This window comes from Rhodococcus sp. NBC_00297 (genome assembly GCF_036173065.1).
Taxonomy (GTDB): Bacteria; Actinomycetota; Actinomycetes; order Mycobacteriales; family Mycobacteriaceae; genus Rhodococcoides.
This window is the reverse complement of the sequence record NZ_CP108041.1, coordinates 476,567-496,230: the sequence shown is the minus strand read 5'-3', so window position 1 is coordinate 496,230 and position 19,664 is coordinate 476,567. Positions and strand designations below refer to the sequence as shown.

The following is a 19,664-nucleotide window of genomic DNA, read 5'->3' as shown; positions in this document are numbered from 1 at the left end:
GCCGGACGTGACCGGTCGATCGTCGGCCCGTAGGCTCCTGGTCGTGGAGAGATGGCGAGGTCTCGACGATGTCCCGGCCGACTGGGGCAGATGTGTTCTGACGATCGGCGTGTTCGACGGCGTACACCGCGGCCACGCCCAATTGATCGACCGCGCCGTGACATCGGCGGCGGCACGCGGAGTGCCGAGTGTGCTCATGACCTTCGATCCGCATCCGATGGAAGTGGTGCGTCCGGGCAGTCACCCGGCCCAGCTGACCACCCTCACCCGGCGTGCCGAACTGGCCGAGGAACTGGGCATCGACGTCTTCTGCGTCATGCCTTTCACGCCGGAGTTCATGAAGCTCACCCCCGATCGCTACATCCACGACATCCTCGTCGAGCGGCTGCACGCCGCCGAGGTCGTGGTGGGGGAGAACTTCACGTTCGGCAAGAAGGCCGCCGGCAACGTCGCTCTGCTCCGGTCCGCCGGCACGCGGTTCGGGTTCGCGGTCGACGGTGTCACTCTGCTGGCCGAGGAGTCGGTCACGTTCTCCTCCACCTACATTCGCGCCTGCGTCGACGCCGGTGACGTCGCGGCCGCCGCCGACGCGCTCGGTCGACCCCACCGAGTCGAGGGCGTGGTGGTGCACGGTGACGGCCGTGGCCGCACCATCGGCTACCCCACGGCCAACGTCAAGCCGCCCATGCACGCCGCCATCCCGGCGGACGGGGTGTACGCGTCGTGGTTCACGGTGCTCGGACCCGGACCGATCATGGGTACCGTGACTCCCGGAAAGCGTTGTCGCGCAGCGGTGTCGGTGGGGACCAATCCCACGTTCTCGGGACGCACCCGCACGGTGGAGGCGTTCGTCCTGGACGGCGACGCCGATCTCTACGGGCAGCACGTCGCGGTGGACTTCGTCGAGCGTCTGCGCGGCATGGAGGCCTTCGCCTCGGTGGACGAGCTGATCGCGCAGATGGATCTCGACGTCGACCGTGCCCGCGACATCCTCGCCGCCCTGGACGCCTGAATGAAGAGGTGTCGTTCGGGCCTCGGCCACTGAGGTAGGATGGACGACTGTTGTTCGCTGCGGTCCGCGGCGGCTGCAACACCGCGCCCTCGGGTGCGGCACCATCCACGCGCGGACGGCACTGCATCAGGAGTTTCACTGTGGCTTTGACCACCGAACAGAAGAAGCAGATCCTCGGCGAGTACGGCGTCCACGAGACGGACACCGGATCGCCGGAAGCCCAGGTGGCGATGCTCACCAAGCGCATCCAGGATCTCACCGAGCACCTCAAGGTGCACAAGCACGATCACCACTCGCGTCGCGGCCTGCTGCTGCTCGTGGGTCGTCGTCGTCGTCTGCTCAAGTACGTGCAGAAGGTCGACGTCGCGCGGTACCGCTCGCTCATCGAGCGTCTGGGACTGCGTCGATAATTTCCGTCATGGTTCACGCGATCGCGCCGGCGAGGCAGCCCACGGCTGTTCCTCGTCGGCCCTTCGTCGTGGACCGGTAGTGTCACAGCAGTACTCCCTCTCCGGGAGTGCACAGCACCACAGGTAGGCCGCCGACTCGGCGGTGAGCACCATCAGCCGTTCGTCCCCGACACACGTCGCGGTGTCGGTCTTCGGTAGTGGTCTCTCGGTTTCCGGACGCGCGGAGCGCGACCCGGCCCGGGGGACTTCGATCGTGGGCCGCCTCCGCTCGCACGTCGACTCGGGGACGCCGCACCGGACCACCGGGTTCGAGTGCGCGCCCGGGTGGGCACGGCGAAGACGAGAGGACGAGAAGACTTCCATGTCAGAGACCACCACGAACACCGCAGCGGCCACCGAGGTCGACGAGGGCGTGTTCGAGACCACTGCCGTCATCGACAACGGGTCGTACGGCACCCGCACCATCCGCTTCGAGACCGGGCGGCTGGCCAAGCAGGCCGCCGGCGCCGTCGTCGCGTACCTGGACGACGAGACCATGCTGCTCTCGGCCACCAGCGCCTCGAAGCACCCCAAGGACCACTTCGACTTCTTCCCGCTCACGGTGGACGTCGAGGAGCGTATGTACGCCGCCGGCCGCATCCCCGGATCGTTCTTCCGTCGTGAGGGACGCCCCAGCACCGACGCCATCCTGACCTGTCGCCTGATCGACCGGCCGCTGCGTCCGACGTTCGTCGACGGACTGCGCAACGAGATCCAGGTCGTCATCACCGTGATGAGCCTCGATCCGAAGGACCTGTACGACGTCGTGGCCATCAACGCCGCGTCGGCGTCCACCCAGCTCGCGGGCCTGCCGTTCTCCGGCCCCATCGGCGGCGTCCGTGTCGCCCTGATCGACAAGCAGTGGGTAGCGTTCCCCACCAACGAGCAGCTCGAGAAGGCCGTGTTCAACATGGTCGTCGCCGGCCGCGTCGTCTCGGGCACCGGTGCGGACGCCGACGTCGCGATCATGATGGTCGAGGCCGAGGCGACCGAGAAGGTCATCGCCCTCATCGAGGACGGCGCGCAGGCGCCCACCGAGGCCATCGTGGCCGAGGGCCTCGAAGCAGCGAAGCCGTTCATCGCATCGCTGTGCGAGGCGCAGAAGCAGCTCGCCACGGCGGCCGCCAAGCCCACCGGCGACTTCCCGCTCTTCCCCGCGTACCAGTCCGACGTGTTCGAGGCTGTCGAGGGTGCGGCTCAGATCCCGCTCAACGAGGCACTCACCATCGCCGGCAAGACCGAGCGCGAGAGCAAGCTCGACGAGGTCAAGAATCAGATCCTCACCAGCGTGGGCGACCGGTTCGAGGGCCGCGAGAAGGAGATCGGCGCAGCGTTCCGCTCGCTGACCAAGAAGCTCGTGCGTCAGCGCATCCTGCGGGACCAGTTCCGCATCGACGGCCGCGGCATCACGGACATCCGTGAGCTCTCCGCCGAGGTCGCCGTCATCCCGCGCGCCCACGGCAGCGCGTTGTTCGAGCGTGGCGAGACCCAGATCCTGGGCGTCACCACCCTCGACATGGTCAAGATGGCCCAGCAGATCGACTCGCTCGGACCCGAGACCAGCAAGCGCTACATGCACCACTACAACTTCCCGCCGTACTCCACCGGCGAGACCGGACGCGTCGGATCGCCGAAGCGTCGCGAGATCGGCCACGGAGCCCTCGCGGAGCGCGCGCTGCTCCCCGTGCTCCCCAGCCAGGAGGAGTTCCCCTACGCCATCCGTCAGGTCTCGGAGGCGCTCAGCTCCAACGGCTCCACGTCGATGGGCTCGGTCTGTGCGTCGACGCTGGGCATGCTCAACGCCGGTGTGCCGCTGAAGGCACCGGTCGCCGGCATCGCCATGGGTCTGGTCTCCGACCAGGTCGACGGTGAGACCCGCTATGTCGCCCTCACCGACATTCTCGGTGCGGAGGACGCGTTCGGCGACATGGACTTCAAGGTCGCCGGCACCCGCGAGTTCGTCACCGCCCTGCAGCTGGACACGAAGCTCGACGGCATCCCGTCGCAGGTTCTGGCCGGTGCGCTGTCGCAGGCCAAGGACGCGCGCGTCACGATCCTCGACGTCATGGCCGAGGCCATCGACGCGCCGGACGAGATGAGCCCGTACGCACCGCGTGTCACCGCGATCAAGGTCCCCGTGGACAAGATCGGCGAGGTCATCGGGCCCAAGGGCAAGATGATCAACTCGATCACCGAGCAGACCGGCGCCAACATCTCGATCGAGGATGACGGCACCGTCTACGTCGGTGCTGCGGACGGCCCGTCCGCACAGGCCGCGATCGACATGATCAACGCCATCGCGAACCCGCAGCTGCCCAAGGTCGGCGAGCGGTTCCTCGGAACCGTCGTCAAGACCACGGCATTCGGCGCGTTCGTCTCGCTGCTCCCCGGTCGTGACGGCCTGGTGCACATCTCCAAGCTGGGCAGCGGCAAGCGCATCAACAAGGTCGAGGACGTCGTCAGCGTCGGATCGAAGCTCCGCGTGGAGATCGCCGACATCGACAACCGCGGCAAGATCAGCCTCGTCCCGGTCGAGGACGACGCGGCAGCCGCCGCGCCGGCCGACGATCAGGTCGCCACCTCCGACGAGGTCAGCGCTGAGTAAGAAGTACACGAACGCGGCGGCGCGGTCTGCGGAGCTCTCGGGCTCCCGGCCGCGCCGCCGTGTGCGTACACCCGAACCGTCCGGCGTCCGCCGCACGGTGTTGCCGGGCGGCGTCCGAGTCGTCACGGAGTTCGTTCCCGGCGTGCGGTCCGCCTCGGTCGGCGTCTGGGTCGCCGTCGGTTCGCGCGACGAGGGCCGCACCGTCGCCGGTGCCGCGCACTTCCTCGAGCACCTGCTGTTCAAGGCCACCCCCACCCGTACGGCTCTGGACATCGCGCAGGTGATGGACGGAGTCGGCGGCGAGCTCAACGCGTTCACGTCCAAGGAGCACACGTGCTTCTACGCGCACGTGCTCGACGAGGACCTGCACCTCGGACTCGACCTGGTGGCGGACGTGGTGCTCCGCGGTCGCTGCCGCGCCGAGGACGTCGATGTCGAACGCCAGGTGGTGCTCGAGGAGATCTCGATGCGCGACGACGACCCCGAGGACCTGCTCGGTGACGCCTTCCTCACCGCGCTGTTCGGTGACCACCCCATCGGTCGTCCCGTCATCGGATCGGTGGAGTCCATCGAGTCCATGACGCGGAATCAGCTGCACTCGTTCCACACTCGGCGCTACACCCCGCCGCGCATGGTGGTGGCGGTCGCCGGCAACGTCGACCACGACGACGTGGTGGCGGGGGTCCGTCGCAGTTTCGCCGACCGGATCGCCGGTGCCGCCGAACCGGCACCGCGGCGTGGGGGAGCGGGCCGCATCACCGCGCGCCCGGCCCTGAGCCTGACGACGCGGGACAGTGAACAGGCGCACCTGTGCCTGGGCGTGCGGGCGTTCGGACGCCACGAGGGTCATCGGTGGGCGTTGTCGGTTCTGAACACCGCCATCGGTGGAGGGCTCAGTTCGCGTCTGTTCCAAGAGATCCGGGAGGAGCGCGGTCTCGCGTACTCGGTGTACTCGTCGGTGGACACGTTCTCCGACACGGGTGCGTTCTCGGTGTACGCCGGATGCCAGCCCGAGAATCTCGGCGAGGTCACCTCGGTGATCCGCGACGTGCTCGCGTCGGTGGCCACCGACGGCATCACGGACGCGGAGTGCGCTCGCGCGAAGGGGAGCATGCGCGGGGGACTGGTTCTCGGACTGGAGGATTCCGGATCGAGAATGAACCGGATCGGTCGCAGCGAGCTCAACTACGGCGACCACAGGTCGGTGGAGGAGACGCTCGCGCGCATCGATCAAGTGACCAACGACGAGGTCCGCGACGTCGCCCGGACCCTGCTGGCGCGGCCCATGGCGGCCGCCGTGGTAGGGCCGTTCTCGAAGGTGACGAAGCTCCCGGCCTCGGTACGCGGAGCCGTGGCCGGGAGCTGAGGCGTCTCAGGCCAGGTGAACGGTGGCCATGGCCTTGTGGCCGAGGATGCGCTTGCCCTTGTAGCGGGCGTCGATGGAGACCACCGCAGTCCGGGTCGCCTCGTCCTTCGACTTCACCGTGCCGTCGATGACGATCTCCGACTTGGACACCGGGTCGACCATGACGGGGCTGGTGAAGCGCACGGTGCAGTCCTTCAGGGCACCCGGGTCGCCGAGCCACTCGGACACGAAGCCGGTGCCGAGGCCCATGGTGAGCATGCCGTGGGCGACGACGGTGTCGAGCTCGAGCAGCGACGCGAAGTGGTCGCTCCAGTGCACGGGGTTGTTGTCGCCGACCACGCCCGCGTAGTTCACGAGATCGCCGCGCGAGAGCAGCACCGTCCTGGTGGGCAGTGCGTCGCCGACCGCCACGCCCTCGAAGCGCCGACGGGCATGGCCGGTGTGCGGGACGACGACGGGCGGGGCGTAGACCGTCTCGAGGTCGTCACCGCCGGGATTGACGTCGGCCACCTCGTCGGAGGTGGACAGGGTGAACATGCCGTTCATGACCATGCCGCGCGCGACGTCCGCGATGCTGTCGTCGCCGTCGTCGGCGCGCCCGATGAGCAGTGTGGTGTACGTGATCTGCGCCAGCTCGTTGCGCTGGTTGGTGATGACGGTCTTGGTCACCATCATGTCGCGGCCGACGACCGTGCGGAAGGAGTCGAGCGAGACGTCGCACGTGAGCCGGTCGCCCGCCAGGATCGGCGCGAAGTACTCGGCATGCTGGTCGGTCTGCAGCATCCGGCTGAGGTCGTATCCGGTGGCGATGCGCTCGAGCAGCTTCTGCTGGGCGATGATGCCGACCAGCGAGAAGAACGTGGGCGGCGCCATCAGCGCCGGATAGCCGACCTCGAGTGCGCCCTCCTCGGTCCAGTGGACCGGATGGAAGTCGCGGACGGCTTTCGCGTACTCCCGCACCTTCTCGCGGCCGACCTCGTAGTAGTCGTCGGCGCGGTAGTGGTAGCCCACCATGTCCAGCGCATGCTGCGCCGGGTCGAACGTGGTGTCGCTCGCGACGGCGTCGGTGGCCAGGATCTCGGCAGTCATGACGGCAACCTATCCCCGGCGACGAGCGCTGTGCAGTGCCAACGGAGTTCTCCGGGCTGATCACAGAAAAGCGACTTCGAGATTGTTATACGCACCCAATGCTGATCGGCATGCGGAGAATCAGGCCCCGAGGCTCTTCCTCATCCTGGTGAACGATCGGGCGTTGTTCATCGCCAGGACGGCGACGACGTCGTCCGCTCGCTCGTACACGGCGACGAACGAGCCGGCCTCCGGGTCGCCCTCGACCACGCGCACCGAATCGGTCGACTGGCGACGGCCGGCGAACTGGATGCGAGAGCCGTACTGGTCCGACCAGAAATACGGGACACCGGACGGCGCGGGCTGCGCCCCCACGATCGACCGCGCCACTCGCCGAGCCTGGGTGACCGCGTGCGACCAGTGTTCGCTGCGATGGTGGTCCTGCAGCACCTCGTCGAACGCGCGAGCGCAGTCCCCGATCGCGTAGACGCCCGGAACGGTGGTGCGGCACTGCGCGTCGGTGACGAAACCGCCGTCGATGGCGAGACCGGACGCTGCCGCCCACTCCGTGTTGGGGATCGATCCGATTCCGATCACCACGACGTCGGCGGGCAGTACCGTCCCGTCCCCCAGCAGGACGGAGGTGACGGCCCCGTCGCGGCCCTCGAGAGAGTCGACGGCGGCGCCGAGCAGGAGGGTCACGCCGTTCGCGCGATGCAGATCGACGCAGACCTCCGCCATCGTCAGGCCGAGCGGGCCGGACAGGGGAGCGGTGGACGCCTCGACGATGGTGACGGAGATGCCGAGGCCGGCGGCCGTGGAGGCCACCTCGGCTCCGATGAATCCCGCGCCGATCACCACCATGGTGGTCGCCGTGGCCAGCGACGAGCGCAGTGCGGCGGCGTCGTCCAACGTGCGCAGCGTGTGGACGCCGCCGAGGTCGTCGGCGCCCAGCAGGGTCCGTGCGCGCGCGCCGGTCGCGATGACGACGACGTCGGCACTCACCTCCCGCCCGTCCGCGAGCTCCACGCTCCGACCGGTCATGCCGACAGCCGGTGTCCCGAGCACCCAGTCGACGTCGAGCGCATCGGGTTCGGGAACGAGCCACGGGTCGGGAGCCGATCCCTGCAGGAAGGCCTTGGAGAGGGGCGGGCGATCGTACGGCAGGTGGGGCTCGTCGCCGACGACGGTGACGCGACCCGTGAACCCGTCCTCGCGGAGAGCGGTCGCGACGGTCGAGCCCGCGAGCGACGCCCCGACGACCAGGACGGAGTTCACCGTCTCGACGTCGGGCCTGTCGGGGGTCGTCACGAGCCGGGGAGGTCGAGCACGACCGCGCCGTCGACGACGTGCACCGCATAGGTCCGAACGGGAGTCTTCGCCGGTGTGCCCGAGGGGGCGCCGGTCCGCAGATCGAAGCACGACTCGTGGAGCGGGCACTCGACTGCGCAGTTCTCCACCCATCCGTCGGCGAGCGAGGCGTCCTGGTGTGTGCACGTGTCGTCGATCGCGAAGAGGCCCTCCTCGGTGTGGAAGACGGAGATCGCGGTGTGACCCGGCGGGGTGACGGTGGCGACCTCGCCGACGGGGAGGGCCGATGCGGAGCAGACGGCGACGCGATGAACGGTGTCCGGCATGATGCCTCCCGCAAGTGTGACGGTGTTGCGTCGATCGCAACTGTGATCGATCTGCGCAACAGGATGCACCAGGACGATCCATCGCGTCAATCGCTGCACCGGTGTGTCGAACCACAGCGTGCCGGGTTGACAGCCCGGCCCGGGGCGTCGAGTCTGTGTTGCGTAAACCACCCATCGTTGCGCTGATCGCAACAGGTCCCAGGGGGACGCTCGTGACACCTCGTATCGTCGTCATCGGCGCCGGAATCGTCGGGACCTCCCTGGCGGACGAACTGACCGCCCGTGGGTGGACGGACGTCACCGTGCTCGACCAGGGGCCGCTGTTCTCCACCGGCGGATCCACGTCGCACGCCCCCGGGCTGGTGTTCCAGACGAATCCCTCGCGCTCCATGGCCCACTTCGCGGCCTACACGGCCGACAAGTTCCGCGAACTCACGCACGACGACGGGCCGTGCTTCGACACGCTCGGCGGCCTCGAGATCGCGACGACCGAGGCTCGGTGGACTGATCTGCAACGCAAGGCCGGGTGGGCGCGCTCGTGGGGCATCGAGGGACGGCTCGTCGACGCCGCGGCCGCAGCGGCTCTGCACCCGCTCGTGGACCCGGACGTCGTGCTCGGCGCGTTCCACACTCCGAGCGACGGTCTCGCCCGGGCGGTGCGGGCCGCCGAGATGCAGGCGCGTGCGGCGCAGGCCCGCGGGGCGGTGTTCCGGGGGGACAGTCCGGTGACCGAGATCCTCCAGGCGAGTGGACGTGTGACGGGAGTGCGGACCCCGCACGGCGACGTGCCGGCGGACATCGTCGTGTCGGCCGCGGGCTTCTGGGGTGCCGAGCTCGGGCGCACGGTGGGCCTCACGGTTCCCCTGGTCCCGATGGCGCACCAGTACGCCTACACCGGACAGATCGAGGCGCTGGTCGGCCGGAACACCGGTGCGACGGACGCGAGTCTGCCGATCCTTCGTCACCAGGACGGCGACCTCTACTACCGGGAGCACGGGGATCGTCTCGGTATCGGCTACTACGGCCACGACCCGATGCCCGCGGACATGGGCGCGCTGTCGTGGGACGCGGACGGTGACGCGTCGTCCGTGGCGCCCCCACCGATGCCGTCGATGCTGCCGTTCACCGAGGACGATTTCGCGCCGGCCTGGCGTGAGTCCGCGAGAGTGCTTCCGGCGCTGCGGGAGTCGAAGGTCGAATCCGGATTCAACGGCATCTTCTCCTTCACTCCCGACGGTCACTCGATCGTCGGGGAGCACCGGGATCTGGCCGGCTTCTGGGTGGCAGAGGCGGTGTGGGTGACGCACTCCGCCGGTATCGCGCGCGCTCTCGCCCAGACCCTGATCGACGGCGCCTCGGAGATCGACCTCCACGAGTCCGATCTGTATCGCTTCGAATCGGTCGAGCGCAGTCCCGCCTTCATCGCCGCGACCAGCGCGCAGGCGTTCGTGGAGGTGTACGACATCGTGCACCCCCGCCAGCAGCGCACGGCGCTGCGAGGACTGCGGCGCAGCCCGTTCCACGCCGCGGAGGTCGCGCTGGACGCCCGCTTCGTCCAGGGCGGAGGCTGGGAGCGCCCCGCCTGGTACGAGAGCAACGCGGGCGAACTCGCGGCGCTCCTCGAGACCGGGTTCCACCTTCCGGTCCGCGACGAGTGGTCCGCGCGTCACTTCTCCGACATCGCCGTGGCCGAGGCCGCGGCGACGAGGAGCCGGGTCGCGATGTACGACATGACACCGCTCACCCGGTACGACGTGGAAGGACCCGGCGCAGCCCACTTCCTGCAGCACCTCACCACCAACGACGTGGACACCGCGATCGGCCGTGTCACCTACACGCTGATGCTCGACGAGAGAGGCGGGATCCGCAGCGACCTCACGGTCGCGCGACTCGGCGCCGATCACTATCGCGTCGGAGCGAACGGTCCACTCGACCTCGATGCGATGCTGCGCCGCGCCAGGGCGGGAACGCCCGACGGTCCGGTGACGGTGCGGGACGTCACCGGAGCGACGTGTTGTGTCGGAGTGTGGGGTCCCCGTGCCCGCGCGATGGTGGCACCGCTGGCCGACGCGGACCTGGGACACAAGGCCTTCGGCTACTTCCGCGCAGTGCGGACGTACCTCGGTGCGATTCCCGTGATCATGATGCGGGTGTCGTACGTCGGCGAACTCGGGTGGGAGATCTACACCGACGCCGAGTACGGCGGCGCCCTGTGGGACCTGTTGTGGGAGGCCGGGTCCGACCACGGGGTGATCGCTGCCGGTCGGCTCGCGTTCGACAGCCTGCGACTCGAGAAGGGGTACCGCGCGTGGGGGCACGACATGACCTCCGAGGACACCCCGGCCGACGCGGGCGTCGAGTTCGCCGTCAAGGACGCCACGGACTTCGTCGGTCGGTCGGCCCTGGCCGCTCGGCCCGCGACGCGACGGCTGCGGACCCTCGTGTTCGACGACCCGGACGCCGTGGTGCTCGGGAAGGAGCCGGTCTCGCTCGACGGCACGGTCGTCGGGTACGTCACGAGCGCGGGATGGTCGGCGACCCTCGGGCGGTGCGTCGCGTACGCCTGGCTTCCGCTGGACACTCCACTCGGCACCGCGGTGTCGGTGACCTACTTCGCCGCCGCACTGGGTGCGACGGTGTCCGACGACGCGGTCGTCGATCCCGCCGGACAGCTGATCAGGAGATGAACCACGTGAGCTACGACGTCATCGTCATCGGACTCGGCGGCATGGGCAGCGCCGCCGCCTTCCATCTGGCCGACCGCGGACAGCGGGTGCTGGGACTCGAGAAGTTCACCCCCGCCCACGACAAGGGATCGAGCCACGGCGGATCGCGGATCATCCGGCAGTCCTACTTCGAGGACCCGGCCTACGTCCCGCTCCTCCTGCGGTCCTACGAACTGTGGGACGAACTGAGGAGCATGTCCGGGAAGGAGGTGCATCGGATCACCGGAGGACTGTTCCTCGGGCGCGAGAGCTCGGTGACGTTCTCGGGCTCGCTGCTGGCGTCACGGCAATGGTCGCTGCCGCACGAGATCCTGGATGCCGCGCAGGTGCGCGAGGCGTTCCCCACCTTCGATCCCGACCCCGACGAGGTGGCACTGTTCGAGGCCGCCGCGGGTTTCGCGAGGCCCGAACTCACCGTTCAGGCCCATCTGGACCTCGCCGAGAACCGCGGTGCAACATTGCAGTTCGGTGAGACGGTGCTCGGCTGGGAGGAGTCGGGGGACGGCGTCACCGTCACCACCGACAAGGGGACCCACACGGCGGGCCAGGTGGTGATCTGCCCCGGTGCCTGGGCACCGCAGTTGCTCGAGCAGTTCGCGGTACCGATCGTCGTCGAGCGCCAGGTACTGCACTGGTTCGGCGCGAGCGCCGGTACCGCCGCGTACGAGAACAACCCGATCTTCATCCACGAGGCCGCGGACGGTATGCAGGACTACGGTTTCCCGGCGATCGACGGTCCCGACGGCGGCGTCAAGGTGGCCTTCTTCCGCAAGGGCATCGAGTGCACGCCGGACACCATCGACCGTACGGTGCACCCGCACGAGATCGAGGCGATGCAGACCCGGGTGCGGCAGACCGTGCCCGGCCTCGACGGGCCGAGCGTGCACTCCGCGACGTGCATGTACTCCAACACTCCGGACGAGCACTTCGTCATCGCGCGGCACCCCGACGCCACCAACGTCACCGTCGCGTGCGGGTTCTCCGGCCACGGTTTCAAGTTCGTGCCCGTCGTCGGTGAGATCCTGGCCGACCTCGCGACCACCGGGACGACCGCGCACCCCATCACCCTCTTCGATCCCCGCCGATTGGTGACCGTATGACAAGCGCCGCGCCCCGCACTCAGTCGTTGATCCCCACTCTCCCCGGATCCTGGTACACCAGCGCGGAGACGTTCCTGGCCGAGCAGGAGCACGTGTTCGAGACGATGTGGTTCTGCGCCGTCCGGAGTGCCGATCTCGCGGCACCCGGCGCCTTCCGCCGCGTCGACGTGGGCCGCGAGAGCGTGCTGGTGGTGCGCGGGCGTGACGGGGCTCTGCGCGCGTTCCTCAACGTGTGCCGTCACCGCGGCGCACAGATCTGCACGGAGGAGTCGGGCCAGGTCAAGCGTAATCTGCAGTGTCCCTACCACGCCTGGACGTACGGGCTGGACGGGAAGCTCGTGGCCGCTCCCAATCTGTCCGCGTTGTCGGACGGGTCCGGTGCCCCGCTCGACCGTACGGAGTGGGGTCTGATCCCCGTCGCGCTTCGGGAGTGGCTCGGCTACGCGTGGCTGTGCCTTGCGGTCGAGCCGCCGTCCTTCGAGGACGAGGTGATCGGCGCGGTCACCGAGCGGCTCGGCGACCCGACGGCCATCGACCGGTACGACATGCCGTCTCTCGAACTCGGTCGCCGCGAGGTCTACGACGTGGCGGCCAACTGGAAGCTGATCGTCGAGAACTTCATGGAGTGCTATCACTGCGCCACGATCCACCCGGAGCTGACCGAGGTCCTCCCCGAGTTCGCGGACGGGCTCGCGGCCCAGTACTTCGTCGGCCACGGTGCGGAGTTCGGCGCGGAGATCGACGGATTCACCGTGGACGGGTCCGCGGGGTTCGGCGCCCTGCCGACGCTCTCGGAGGATCAGGACCGGCGGTACTACGCCATCACGATCAAGCCGACCGTCTTCGTCAACCTGGTTCCCGACCACGTGATCCTGCACCGCATGTACCCGGTGTCCGCGGACCGTACCGTCGTCGAGTGCGACTGGCTGTACACGCGGGACGTCGTCGAGTCCGGCCGCGACGTCAGCCGATCGGTCGAGTTGTTCCATCGCGTCAACGTGCAGGATTTCGACGCATGTGAGCGAACCCAACCGGCGATGAGCTCACGGGCATACCGTGACGGTGGCGTTCTGGTGCCGGCCGAGCATCACATCGGGCTCTTCCACGACTGGCTGGTGGAACGCCTGCGGGAGGACGGGCGCCTGCAGGGGTGACCGATCGGTGAAAGGGTGGGGCAGTGAATCAACAGACCGAGCACGACGTCGATCCGACACTGTTCGAGCGCGTTCTCCTCATCGGGGGTGAGTGGGTCCCTGCCACCTCGGGGGAGACCCGAGACTGCATCGACCCCGCGACCGGTCGCGTCCTGGTGTCGGTCGACGAGGCCTCGCCGGACGACGCCCGCGCCGCCGTCGCCGCGGCCCGTGCCACCTTCGATCGCGGCGACTGGCCCGCCACCCCGGTCGCGGAACGCTGTGCGGTGCTCGACCGCGTGGCGGATCTCCTGCAGCGCGACAAGGAGCGACTGTCGGTCATCGAGACCCTCGACACCGGGAAGACGTTGGCGGAGAGCCGCATCGACATCGACGACGTCACCTCGGTGTTCCGGTACTACGCTCAGCTCGCCGCCGTCTCGAGCGATCGTCTCGTCGACGTGGGTGATCCTGCGGTCATCTCGCGCGTGGTGCACGAGCCGATCGGTGTCTGCGTGATGATCGCGCCCTGGAACTACCCTCTGCTGCAGATCTCGTGGAAGATCGCGCCTGCGCTGGCTGCCGGCTGCACGATGGTGCTCAAGCCGAGCGAGGTCACCCCGCTGAGCACCATCGCGTTCACCCACCTGCTGGAGGAAGCGGGGGTGCTGGACGGTGTCGTCAATCTGGTGCAGGGGAGCGGCGCGACCATCGGGCCGGCGCTCACGGACAATCCGGACGTCGACTTCGTGTCGTTCACCGGTGGACTGGCGACCGGCAGCGCGATCCTCGCGAGTGCCGCGCCGCACGTGACCAAGGTGGCGGTGGAACTCGGGGGCAAGAATCCGCACATCGTGTTCGCGGACGCCGCCGACGAGGACACGTTCGACGCCTCCGTCGACCAGGTGCTCACCGGCGTCTTCCTGCACTCCGGCCAGGTGTGTTCGGCCGGAACACGTCTCATCGTCGAGGACTCGGTGGCGGATCGGTTCGTCGACGAGATCGTGCGCCGCGCCGAAGCCATCCGGATGGGACCGGGAACGGACCCGTCCAGCGAGACGGGGCCACTGGTCTCCACGACTCAACGCGACAAGATGGAGGCGTTCGTCGAGACCGCCCTCGCAGAGGGTGCAGTTCTGCGCACGGGCGGCCGCGCACCGTCCGATCCGGCTCTGGCGGACGGAAGTTACTTCCTGCCCACGGTGTTCGACCACTGCTCTCGTGAGATGGACATCGTGCAGCTCGAGACGTTCGGGCCCATACTGACCGTCGAACGGTTCACCACCGAGGAAGAGGCACTGCGACTGGGCAACGACACGGACTACGGTCTCGCGGCCGGTGTGCGCACCACCGATCCCGAACGCGGCGAACGCATGGTGCGCGGGCTGCGACACGGAACCGTGTGGCTCAACGACTTCGGGTACTACACGGCCGCAGCCGAGTGGGGCGGTTTCAAGAAGTCGGGCAACGGGCGCGAACTCGGGCCCGCGGGACTCCACGAGTACCAGGAGACCAAGCACATCTGGAACAACACCGCAGCACCTCGGGCGGAGTGGTTCGGCACCACCAGCTAGTTTCTTCCATTCTCACGTGAGCGAGGCGACATGGTGTCTTCCACTTCCGACGTCGAGGACGGCGGTCTCGGCGATTTCGGATACAAGGAATCTCTCGACCGCAGTCTGGGCAAGTTCGCGAGTTTCGCGGCCGGCGTCAGCTACATCTCGATCCTGACCGGCACGTTCCAGCTGTTCTACTTCGGATTCGGGTCCGCGGGCCCGGCTTATCTGTGGTCCTGGCCCATCGTCTTCGTCGGGCAGATGGCCGTGGCGCTGTGTTTCATGGAACTCGCGGCCAAGTATCCGGTGGCGGGCTCGGTCTACAACTGGGCGAAGCTGCTCGGCAGCCGCATCGTCGGATGGTCGTCGGGGTGGCTCATGCTCACCGCGTCGATCGTCACGTTGTCGGCGGTGGTGCTCGCCCTGCAGGTGAACCTGCCTCGGTTGTGGTCCGGCTTCCAGCTCATCGGGGACGGCACGGGGGAGTACGACTACGCCACCAATGCCGTCGTTCTCGGCACCATCATGATCGCGTTCACGACTCTGGTGAACGCCGCGGGCATCCGGTTGATGGCGCGGATCAACAGTGCCGGCGTCTTCATCGAACTCGTCGCGGCCGTGCTCATCGCCGTGATCCTGGCGTTCAACATTCAGCGCGGCCCGGAGATCTTCTTCTCCACCAACGGGTACGGAACCGAGGAGAGTGCCGGGTACCTGGGCGCGTTCCTCGTGGCGTCGCTGGCGTCGGGCTACGTGATGTACGGCTTCGACACGGCGAGCTCGCTCGGTGAGGAGACCGTCGAACCGCGGCGTACCGCCCCCAAGGCGATCCTGCGGGCCATCCTCGCGTCGTTCGTCATCGGCGGCGCCATCCTCGTGTTCGCCGTCATGGCGGCGCCGGATCTGAACGATCCCGAGCTGGGCACGCCGCAGGGTGGACTGCAGTCCATCGTCACCTCGGTGCTGTCCGGACCCCTGGGAACGGTGTTCCTGATCTGCATCCTGGTGGCCGTCACGGTGTGCTCGCTCGCGGTGCACACGGCGGCGATCCGCCTCACCTTCGCGATGGCGCGCGACAACGCGCTGCCTTTCGGCGAGCGGCTGGCCACCGTGCATCCGAAGTACCAGACGCCCGTGGTGCCCGCCGTCGTGATCGGTCTGCTCTCGATCCTGATCCTCGTGATCAACGTGGGGCAGCCCAAGATCTTCACGGTGCTCACGTCGATCGCGATCATCATGATCTACCTGGCGTATCTGATGGTCACGGGACCGCTCTTGAAGAAGCGACTGAAGGGCGAGTGGCCGCCGAAGGACCTGAAGGAGGGTGGCTACTTCACGATGGGTCGCTGGGGTCTGCCCGTCAACATCTTTGCGGTCGTGTGGGGCGCCGGCATGGCGCTGAATCTGGCGTGGCCGCGCGAAGCCGTCTACGGGACACCCTGGTACAACACCTGGGGTGCGTTCGTCTACATCGGTGTCATCCTCGGGCTCGGATATCTGTGGTATTTCACCGTCGGTCGCGGACACATCGGTACGTTGACGTCACACGCAGCGACCACCACAGCGGGTACGGCGGAAGGCGAGAAGGTATGACGGACGCGATCTTCGATTACGTCATCGCGGGCGGCGGAACTGCGGGATGTGTTCTCGCCGCACGCCTCAGCGAGGATCCCACCGTGACCGTGTGTCTGGTCGAGGCGGGACCGACGGACGTCGGGAACGACGACATCCTGGTGCTCGACCGGTGGATGCATCTGCTCGACTCCGGCTACGACTGGGACTATCCCGTCGAGCCGCAGGAACGCGGCAACAGCTTCATGCGCCACGCGCGGGCGAAGGTGTTGGGCGGCTGCTCGTCTCACAACTCGTGCATCGCGTTCCATCCACCGGCCGGAATCCTGGACGACTGGGAGGCCATGGGCGCCACGGGCTGGAACGCCGAGTCGATCCTCCCGTACGTCTCGCGCGTCACCGGACCGGTGACGCTGCGGGACGTTCCGCCACTCGATCCGTGTGGTGCCGCCGTCCTCGAGTCCGCGGCCGGCGTGGGACTGCCGACCGTGCAGTTCAATCGCGGTGAGACGGTGCTCAACGGGGCCGGCTGGTTCCAGATCAACTCGTCCGACGACGGGTTGCGCATGTCCACCTCGCACGCGTACCTGCATCCGATCATGGCGACGCGCCCCAATCTCGAGGTCCGCACGGGCTGCTGGGTCAGCGAGATCGTCATCGACGACTCGCTCACGGCCACCGGAGTGCGGTATCAGCGTCCTGATCTGACGGGGCACGACGTCGTCTCCGCACGCCGTGAGGTCATCGTCACCGCGGGGGCGATCGACACTCCGAAACTGTTGATGCTGTCGGGAATCGGGCCCTCGGTGCACCTGCGCGAGATGGGGATTCCGGTGCGTGTCGACTCGGCGGGCGTCGGCGCGAACCTCGACGACCACGTCGAGGGCCTGGTGTTCTGGGAGGCGTCGAAGCCGATGGTCACCACGTCGTCGCAGTGGTGGGAGATCGGCCTGTTCGCCACGACCGAGGACGATCTGACGTATCCGGACGTGATGATGCACTACGGCAGCGTGCCGTTCGACATGAACACCCTGCGCTGGGGCTACCCCACCACGGACAACGGCTTCTGCCTGACTCCCAATGTGACACAGGGCCGTTCACGCGGAACCGTCCGACTGCGCTCACGCGATTTCCGTGATCGCGCCAAGGTCGACCCGCGGTACTTCACCGACAGCGAGGGGCACGACGACCGCGTGATGCTCGCGGGTCTCAAGCTCGCTCGACGCATCGCCGACCAGCCGCAGCTGAAGGACTGGATCGCCCGCGAGTTGGCGCCGGGGCCGGACGCCGTCACCGACGACGATCTCCTCGACTACGTGCATCGCACTCACAACACCGTGTATCACCCGGCCGGCACCGCGAAGATGGGTGCCGCGTCGGATCCGATGGCGGTGCTCGATCCCGAATTGCGCGTCAAGGGCGTGCACAATCTGCGGGTGGTCGATGCGTCGGCGATGCCGAAGCTGCCGGCGGTGAACCCGAACATCACGGTGATGACGATGGCGGAACGGTGTGCCGACCTCGTCACCGGCTGACACGCTCGCAGAATTCCTCGCCGGTCACTCTCCGTTCGACTCGCTGACCAGAAGCGATCTCGCCGATCTGGCGGCGACGGCGTCCACCGCCGAGTACGCGGCGGGCGACGTCGTGGTCGGACCGGGCGTCGACGACATCGACGCGGTGTGGGTGGTGTGGTCCGGCAGCGTCGACCTGCTGCACCCCGACGACGTCGACGGCGCCGCGCCGCTCGACACGATCGAGCCGGGTGGGCTGTTCGGCTTCTCGGCCATGCTCGTCGGTCTGCGCACGACCTTCACGGCGACGGCGGCGCGGCCGTCGGTCGTCGTGCGCCTGCCGGGTCCGTCCGTGCGACCGGTGTTCGCGAGCCCCGCGGGCGTGACGTACCTGGCTCGCACGATCGCGCAGTCCTTCGGCGGCCGGTCCATCGCCTCACCGAGTCCCGACGGCGCCGGTCTGTCGGCGGCGCCCGGCGGCACCGCGGCCGCCCTCGTGCGTCGTGCGGCGGCGACCGTGGACGCCGACACCTCGATCCGCGACGCGGTCTGCCTGATGACGGAGCGCGGGTCGTCGTGCGTGGTGATCCCGACGACGCGGGGCCGGTACGGCATCTTCACCGATCGAGACCTGCGGACGCGGGTGGTCGCCGCCGGTGTGCCGGTGGACACACGGATCGGATCCGTCATGACAGTGCCCGCGGCCGTGGTGGACGCGGACCGGACGACCACCGGCGTCCTGCTCGAGATGCTCGAGCTCGGCGTGCAACACATGCCGGTCGTCGATGTCCGGGGCGGTCTGGTCGGTGTCCTCGAGAGCGCCGATCTGCTGGCCAACTCGACCACCCGCAGCTTCTCGTTGCGTCGGCACGTCGAGGCAGCCGTGTCCACCGACGCGTTGATCGGGGTGAGTGCGGGTCTGCGTCCGCTGATCGTCGACCTGTGGCGCACCGGGACCACCGCGGGGGCCGCGTCCGGGATCCTGTCCGTGGTGGTGGACGCCCTCGTCCGTCGTGCCGTGGAGCTGGCGATCGCGGCATCGCCGACCCCGCTGCGCGGCCGAGATCTCGCGTGGTTGTCGCTGGGAAGCGTCGGACGACGGGAGGCGATGCCGTCGTCCGACGTCGACAGCGCGTTGTCGTGGAGCGACGGCCTCGCCGGCCGAGAGGAGCCGCTCCGCGGCCTCGCCCGCGCCGTGCACCGCACGCTCGACGCCTGTGGACTGCCCGCCGACACCAACAACGCGATCGCGTCCAGCCCCCGCTTCGCCCGATCGGCCTCCGCGTGGCGCGCGGCCGCGAGCGGCTGGCTCGACGACCCCCTGGGCGATCGCGGCATCGTCATGTCCTCGCTCCTGGTCGACGGCCGGGTGGTGTGGGGCGATCCCGATCTCCACTCGGTTCCGGACGCGTACCGCGAGATGGCCGTCGAGCATCCCGAGGCGCTGCGGCTCCAGCTCCGTGATGCGCTGGCCACCCGAGCACGGGTGCGGTCGGTGCGGGACGTGCTCGCGCGGCGCGGTACGACGGTGGATCTCAAGTCGCACGCGGTGTCGCCGATCGTGAACCTGGCGCGGTGGGGCGGTATGAGTGTCGGCGTCGCCTGCGCGTCGACACCCGCCCGGCTGACCGCGGCGGCGGGCAACGGATTGCTGTCGGAACCGGACTCACGCGTGCTCGTCGACGTGTTCGAGCGGCTGCAGCACCTGCGTTTCGGCCATCAGGTGGACTGCCTGAGCGACGGGCGCACCCCGACGGACGTCGTGGCCCTCGGTGAGCTGACACCCCTCGAGCGCAGCATGGTGATGGACGCGATCCGGGAGATCGCGTCGGTCCAGCGCAGGGTGGGCCACGTGGCGTCCACCGTCGGTGTCCCCGTGCCCCGCGCGGTGCGCGACCGCTGACACCGGGTGCCGGATAGAATCGG

General features: G+C 68.5%; 14 protein-coding genes. 11 read left to right on the top strand and 3 right to left on the bottom strand.

The window, feature by feature from the left end; genetic code table 11:
• Window positions 1-43 precede the first annotated feature (43 nt).
• The 4 genes from OG947_RS02265 (at window position 44) to OG947_RS02250 (ending at window position 5,432) form a co-directional block, all read left to right on the top strand.
• Window positions 44-1,012 (top strand): bifunctional riboflavin kinase/FAD synthetase, encoded by a 969-nt coding sequence (locus OG947_RS02265; RefSeq protein ID WP_222637681.1) that lies wholly within the window; start codon window positions 44-46, stop codon window positions 1,010-1,012.
• 140 nt (window positions 1,013-1,152) lie between these two features.
• Window positions 1,153-1,422, top strand: coding sequence for a 30S ribosomal protein S15 (gene rpsO / locus OG947_RS02260; protein WP_027505086.1), 270 nt, complete (start codon window positions 1,153-1,155; stop codon window positions 1,420-1,422).
• Between the two features lie 361 nt (window positions 1,423-1,783).
• On the top strand, window positions 1,784-4,066 hold the full coding sequence (locus OG947_RS02255) for a polyribonucleotide nucleotidyltransferase (RefSeq protein WP_056445309.1): 2,283 nt from the start codon (window positions 1,784-1,786) through the stop codon (window positions 4,064-4,066).
• A gap of 61 nt (window positions 4,067-4,127) precedes the next feature.
• The gene (locus OG947_RS02250) at window positions 4,128-5,432 is read left to right on the top strand and encodes a M16 family metallopeptidase (RefSeq protein ID WP_051613192.1); all 1,305 of its coding nucleotides are present in this window, start codon (window positions 4,128-4,130) and stop codon (window positions 5,430-5,432) included.
• A 6-nt stretch (window positions 5,433-5,438) separates the two neighbouring features.
• Here OG947_RS02250 and OG947_RS02245 read toward each other — a convergent pair whose 3' ends face one another.
• The 3 genes from OG947_RS02245 to OG947_RS02235 form a co-directional block, all read right to left on the bottom strand.
• A complete protein-coding gene (locus tag OG947_RS02245; RefSeq protein ID WP_328813026.1) occupies window positions 5,439-6,521 on the bottom strand; it encodes a fused (3R)-hydroxyacyl-ACP dehydratase subunits HadA/HadB in 1,083 nt (360 codons plus the stop codon).
• Window positions 6,522-6,641: 120 nt separating this feature from the next.
• Window positions 6,642-7,811 carry an NAD(P)/FAD-dependent oxidoreductase gene (locus OG947_RS02240; RefSeq protein ID WP_308123764.1) on the bottom strand — a complete coding sequence of 390 codons (1,170 nt, stop codon included), beginning with the start codon at window positions 7,809-7,811 and terminating at the stop codon, window positions 6,642-6,644.
• Window positions 7,808-8,137: a bifunctional 3-phenylpropionate/cinnamic acid dioxygenase ferredoxin subunit gene (locus OG947_RS02235; RefSeq protein WP_027505091.1), complete on the bottom strand. Its 330-nt coding sequence runs from the start codon at window positions 8,135-8,137 to the stop codon at window positions 7,808-7,810. Before OG947_RS02235 ends, OG947_RS02240 begins: the two co-directional genes overlap by 4 nt.
• Window positions 8,138-8,349: 212 nt before the next feature.
• On the opposite strand from OG947_RS02235, the gene OG947_RS02230 reads away from it, so the two are divergent.
• From OG947_RS02230 to OG947_RS02200, 7 genes are read left to right on the top strand one after another with little or no spacing between them, the layout of a single operon-like run.
• Window positions 8,350-10,824, top strand: coding sequence for a GcvT family protein (locus OG947_RS02230; protein ID WP_328813024.1), 2,475 nt, complete (start codon window positions 8,350-8,352; stop codon window positions 10,822-10,824).
• Complete coding sequence (gene solA, locus OG947_RS02225) at window positions 10,821-11,963, top strand: N-methyl-L-tryptophan oxidase (protein ID WP_222645324.1); 1,143 nt, start codon at window positions 10,821-10,823, stop codon at window positions 11,961-11,963. The genes OG947_RS02230 and solA overlap by 4 nt, the downstream gene beginning before the upstream one ends.
• A complete protein-coding gene (locus OG947_RS02220; protein ID WP_328813022.1) occupies window positions 11,960-13,117 on the top strand; it encodes an aromatic ring-hydroxylating oxygenase subunit alpha in 1,158 nt (385 codons plus the stop codon). The genes solA and OG947_RS02220 overlap by 4 nt, the downstream gene beginning before the upstream one ends.
• Before the next feature lie 23 nt (window positions 13,118-13,140).
• Complete coding sequence (locus OG947_RS02215; protein WP_328813021.1) at window positions 13,141-14,670, top strand: aldehyde dehydrogenase family protein; 1,530 nt, start codon at window positions 13,141-13,143, stop codon at window positions 14,668-14,670.
• Between the two features lie 30 nt (window positions 14,671-14,700).
• The gene (locus OG947_RS02210; protein ID WP_027505096.1) at window positions 14,701-16,245 is read left to right on the top strand and encodes an APC family permease; all 1,545 of its coding nucleotides are present in this window, start codon (window positions 14,701-14,703) and stop codon (window positions 16,243-16,245) included.
• Window positions 16,242-17,759: a GMC family oxidoreductase gene (locus OG947_RS02205; protein WP_027505097.1), complete on the top strand. Its 1,518-nt coding sequence runs from the start codon at window positions 16,242-16,244 to the stop codon at window positions 17,757-17,759. The genes OG947_RS02210 and OG947_RS02205 overlap by 4 nt, the downstream gene beginning before the upstream one ends.
• Complete coding sequence (locus OG947_RS02200; protein WP_328813020.1) at window positions 17,737-19,641, top strand: DUF294 nucleotidyltransferase-like domain-containing protein; 1,905 nt, start codon at window positions 17,737-17,739, stop codon at window positions 19,639-19,641. The genes OG947_RS02205 and OG947_RS02200 overlap by 23 nt, the downstream gene beginning before the upstream one ends.
• The last annotated feature ends 23 nt before the right edge of the window (window positions 19,642-19,664 follow it).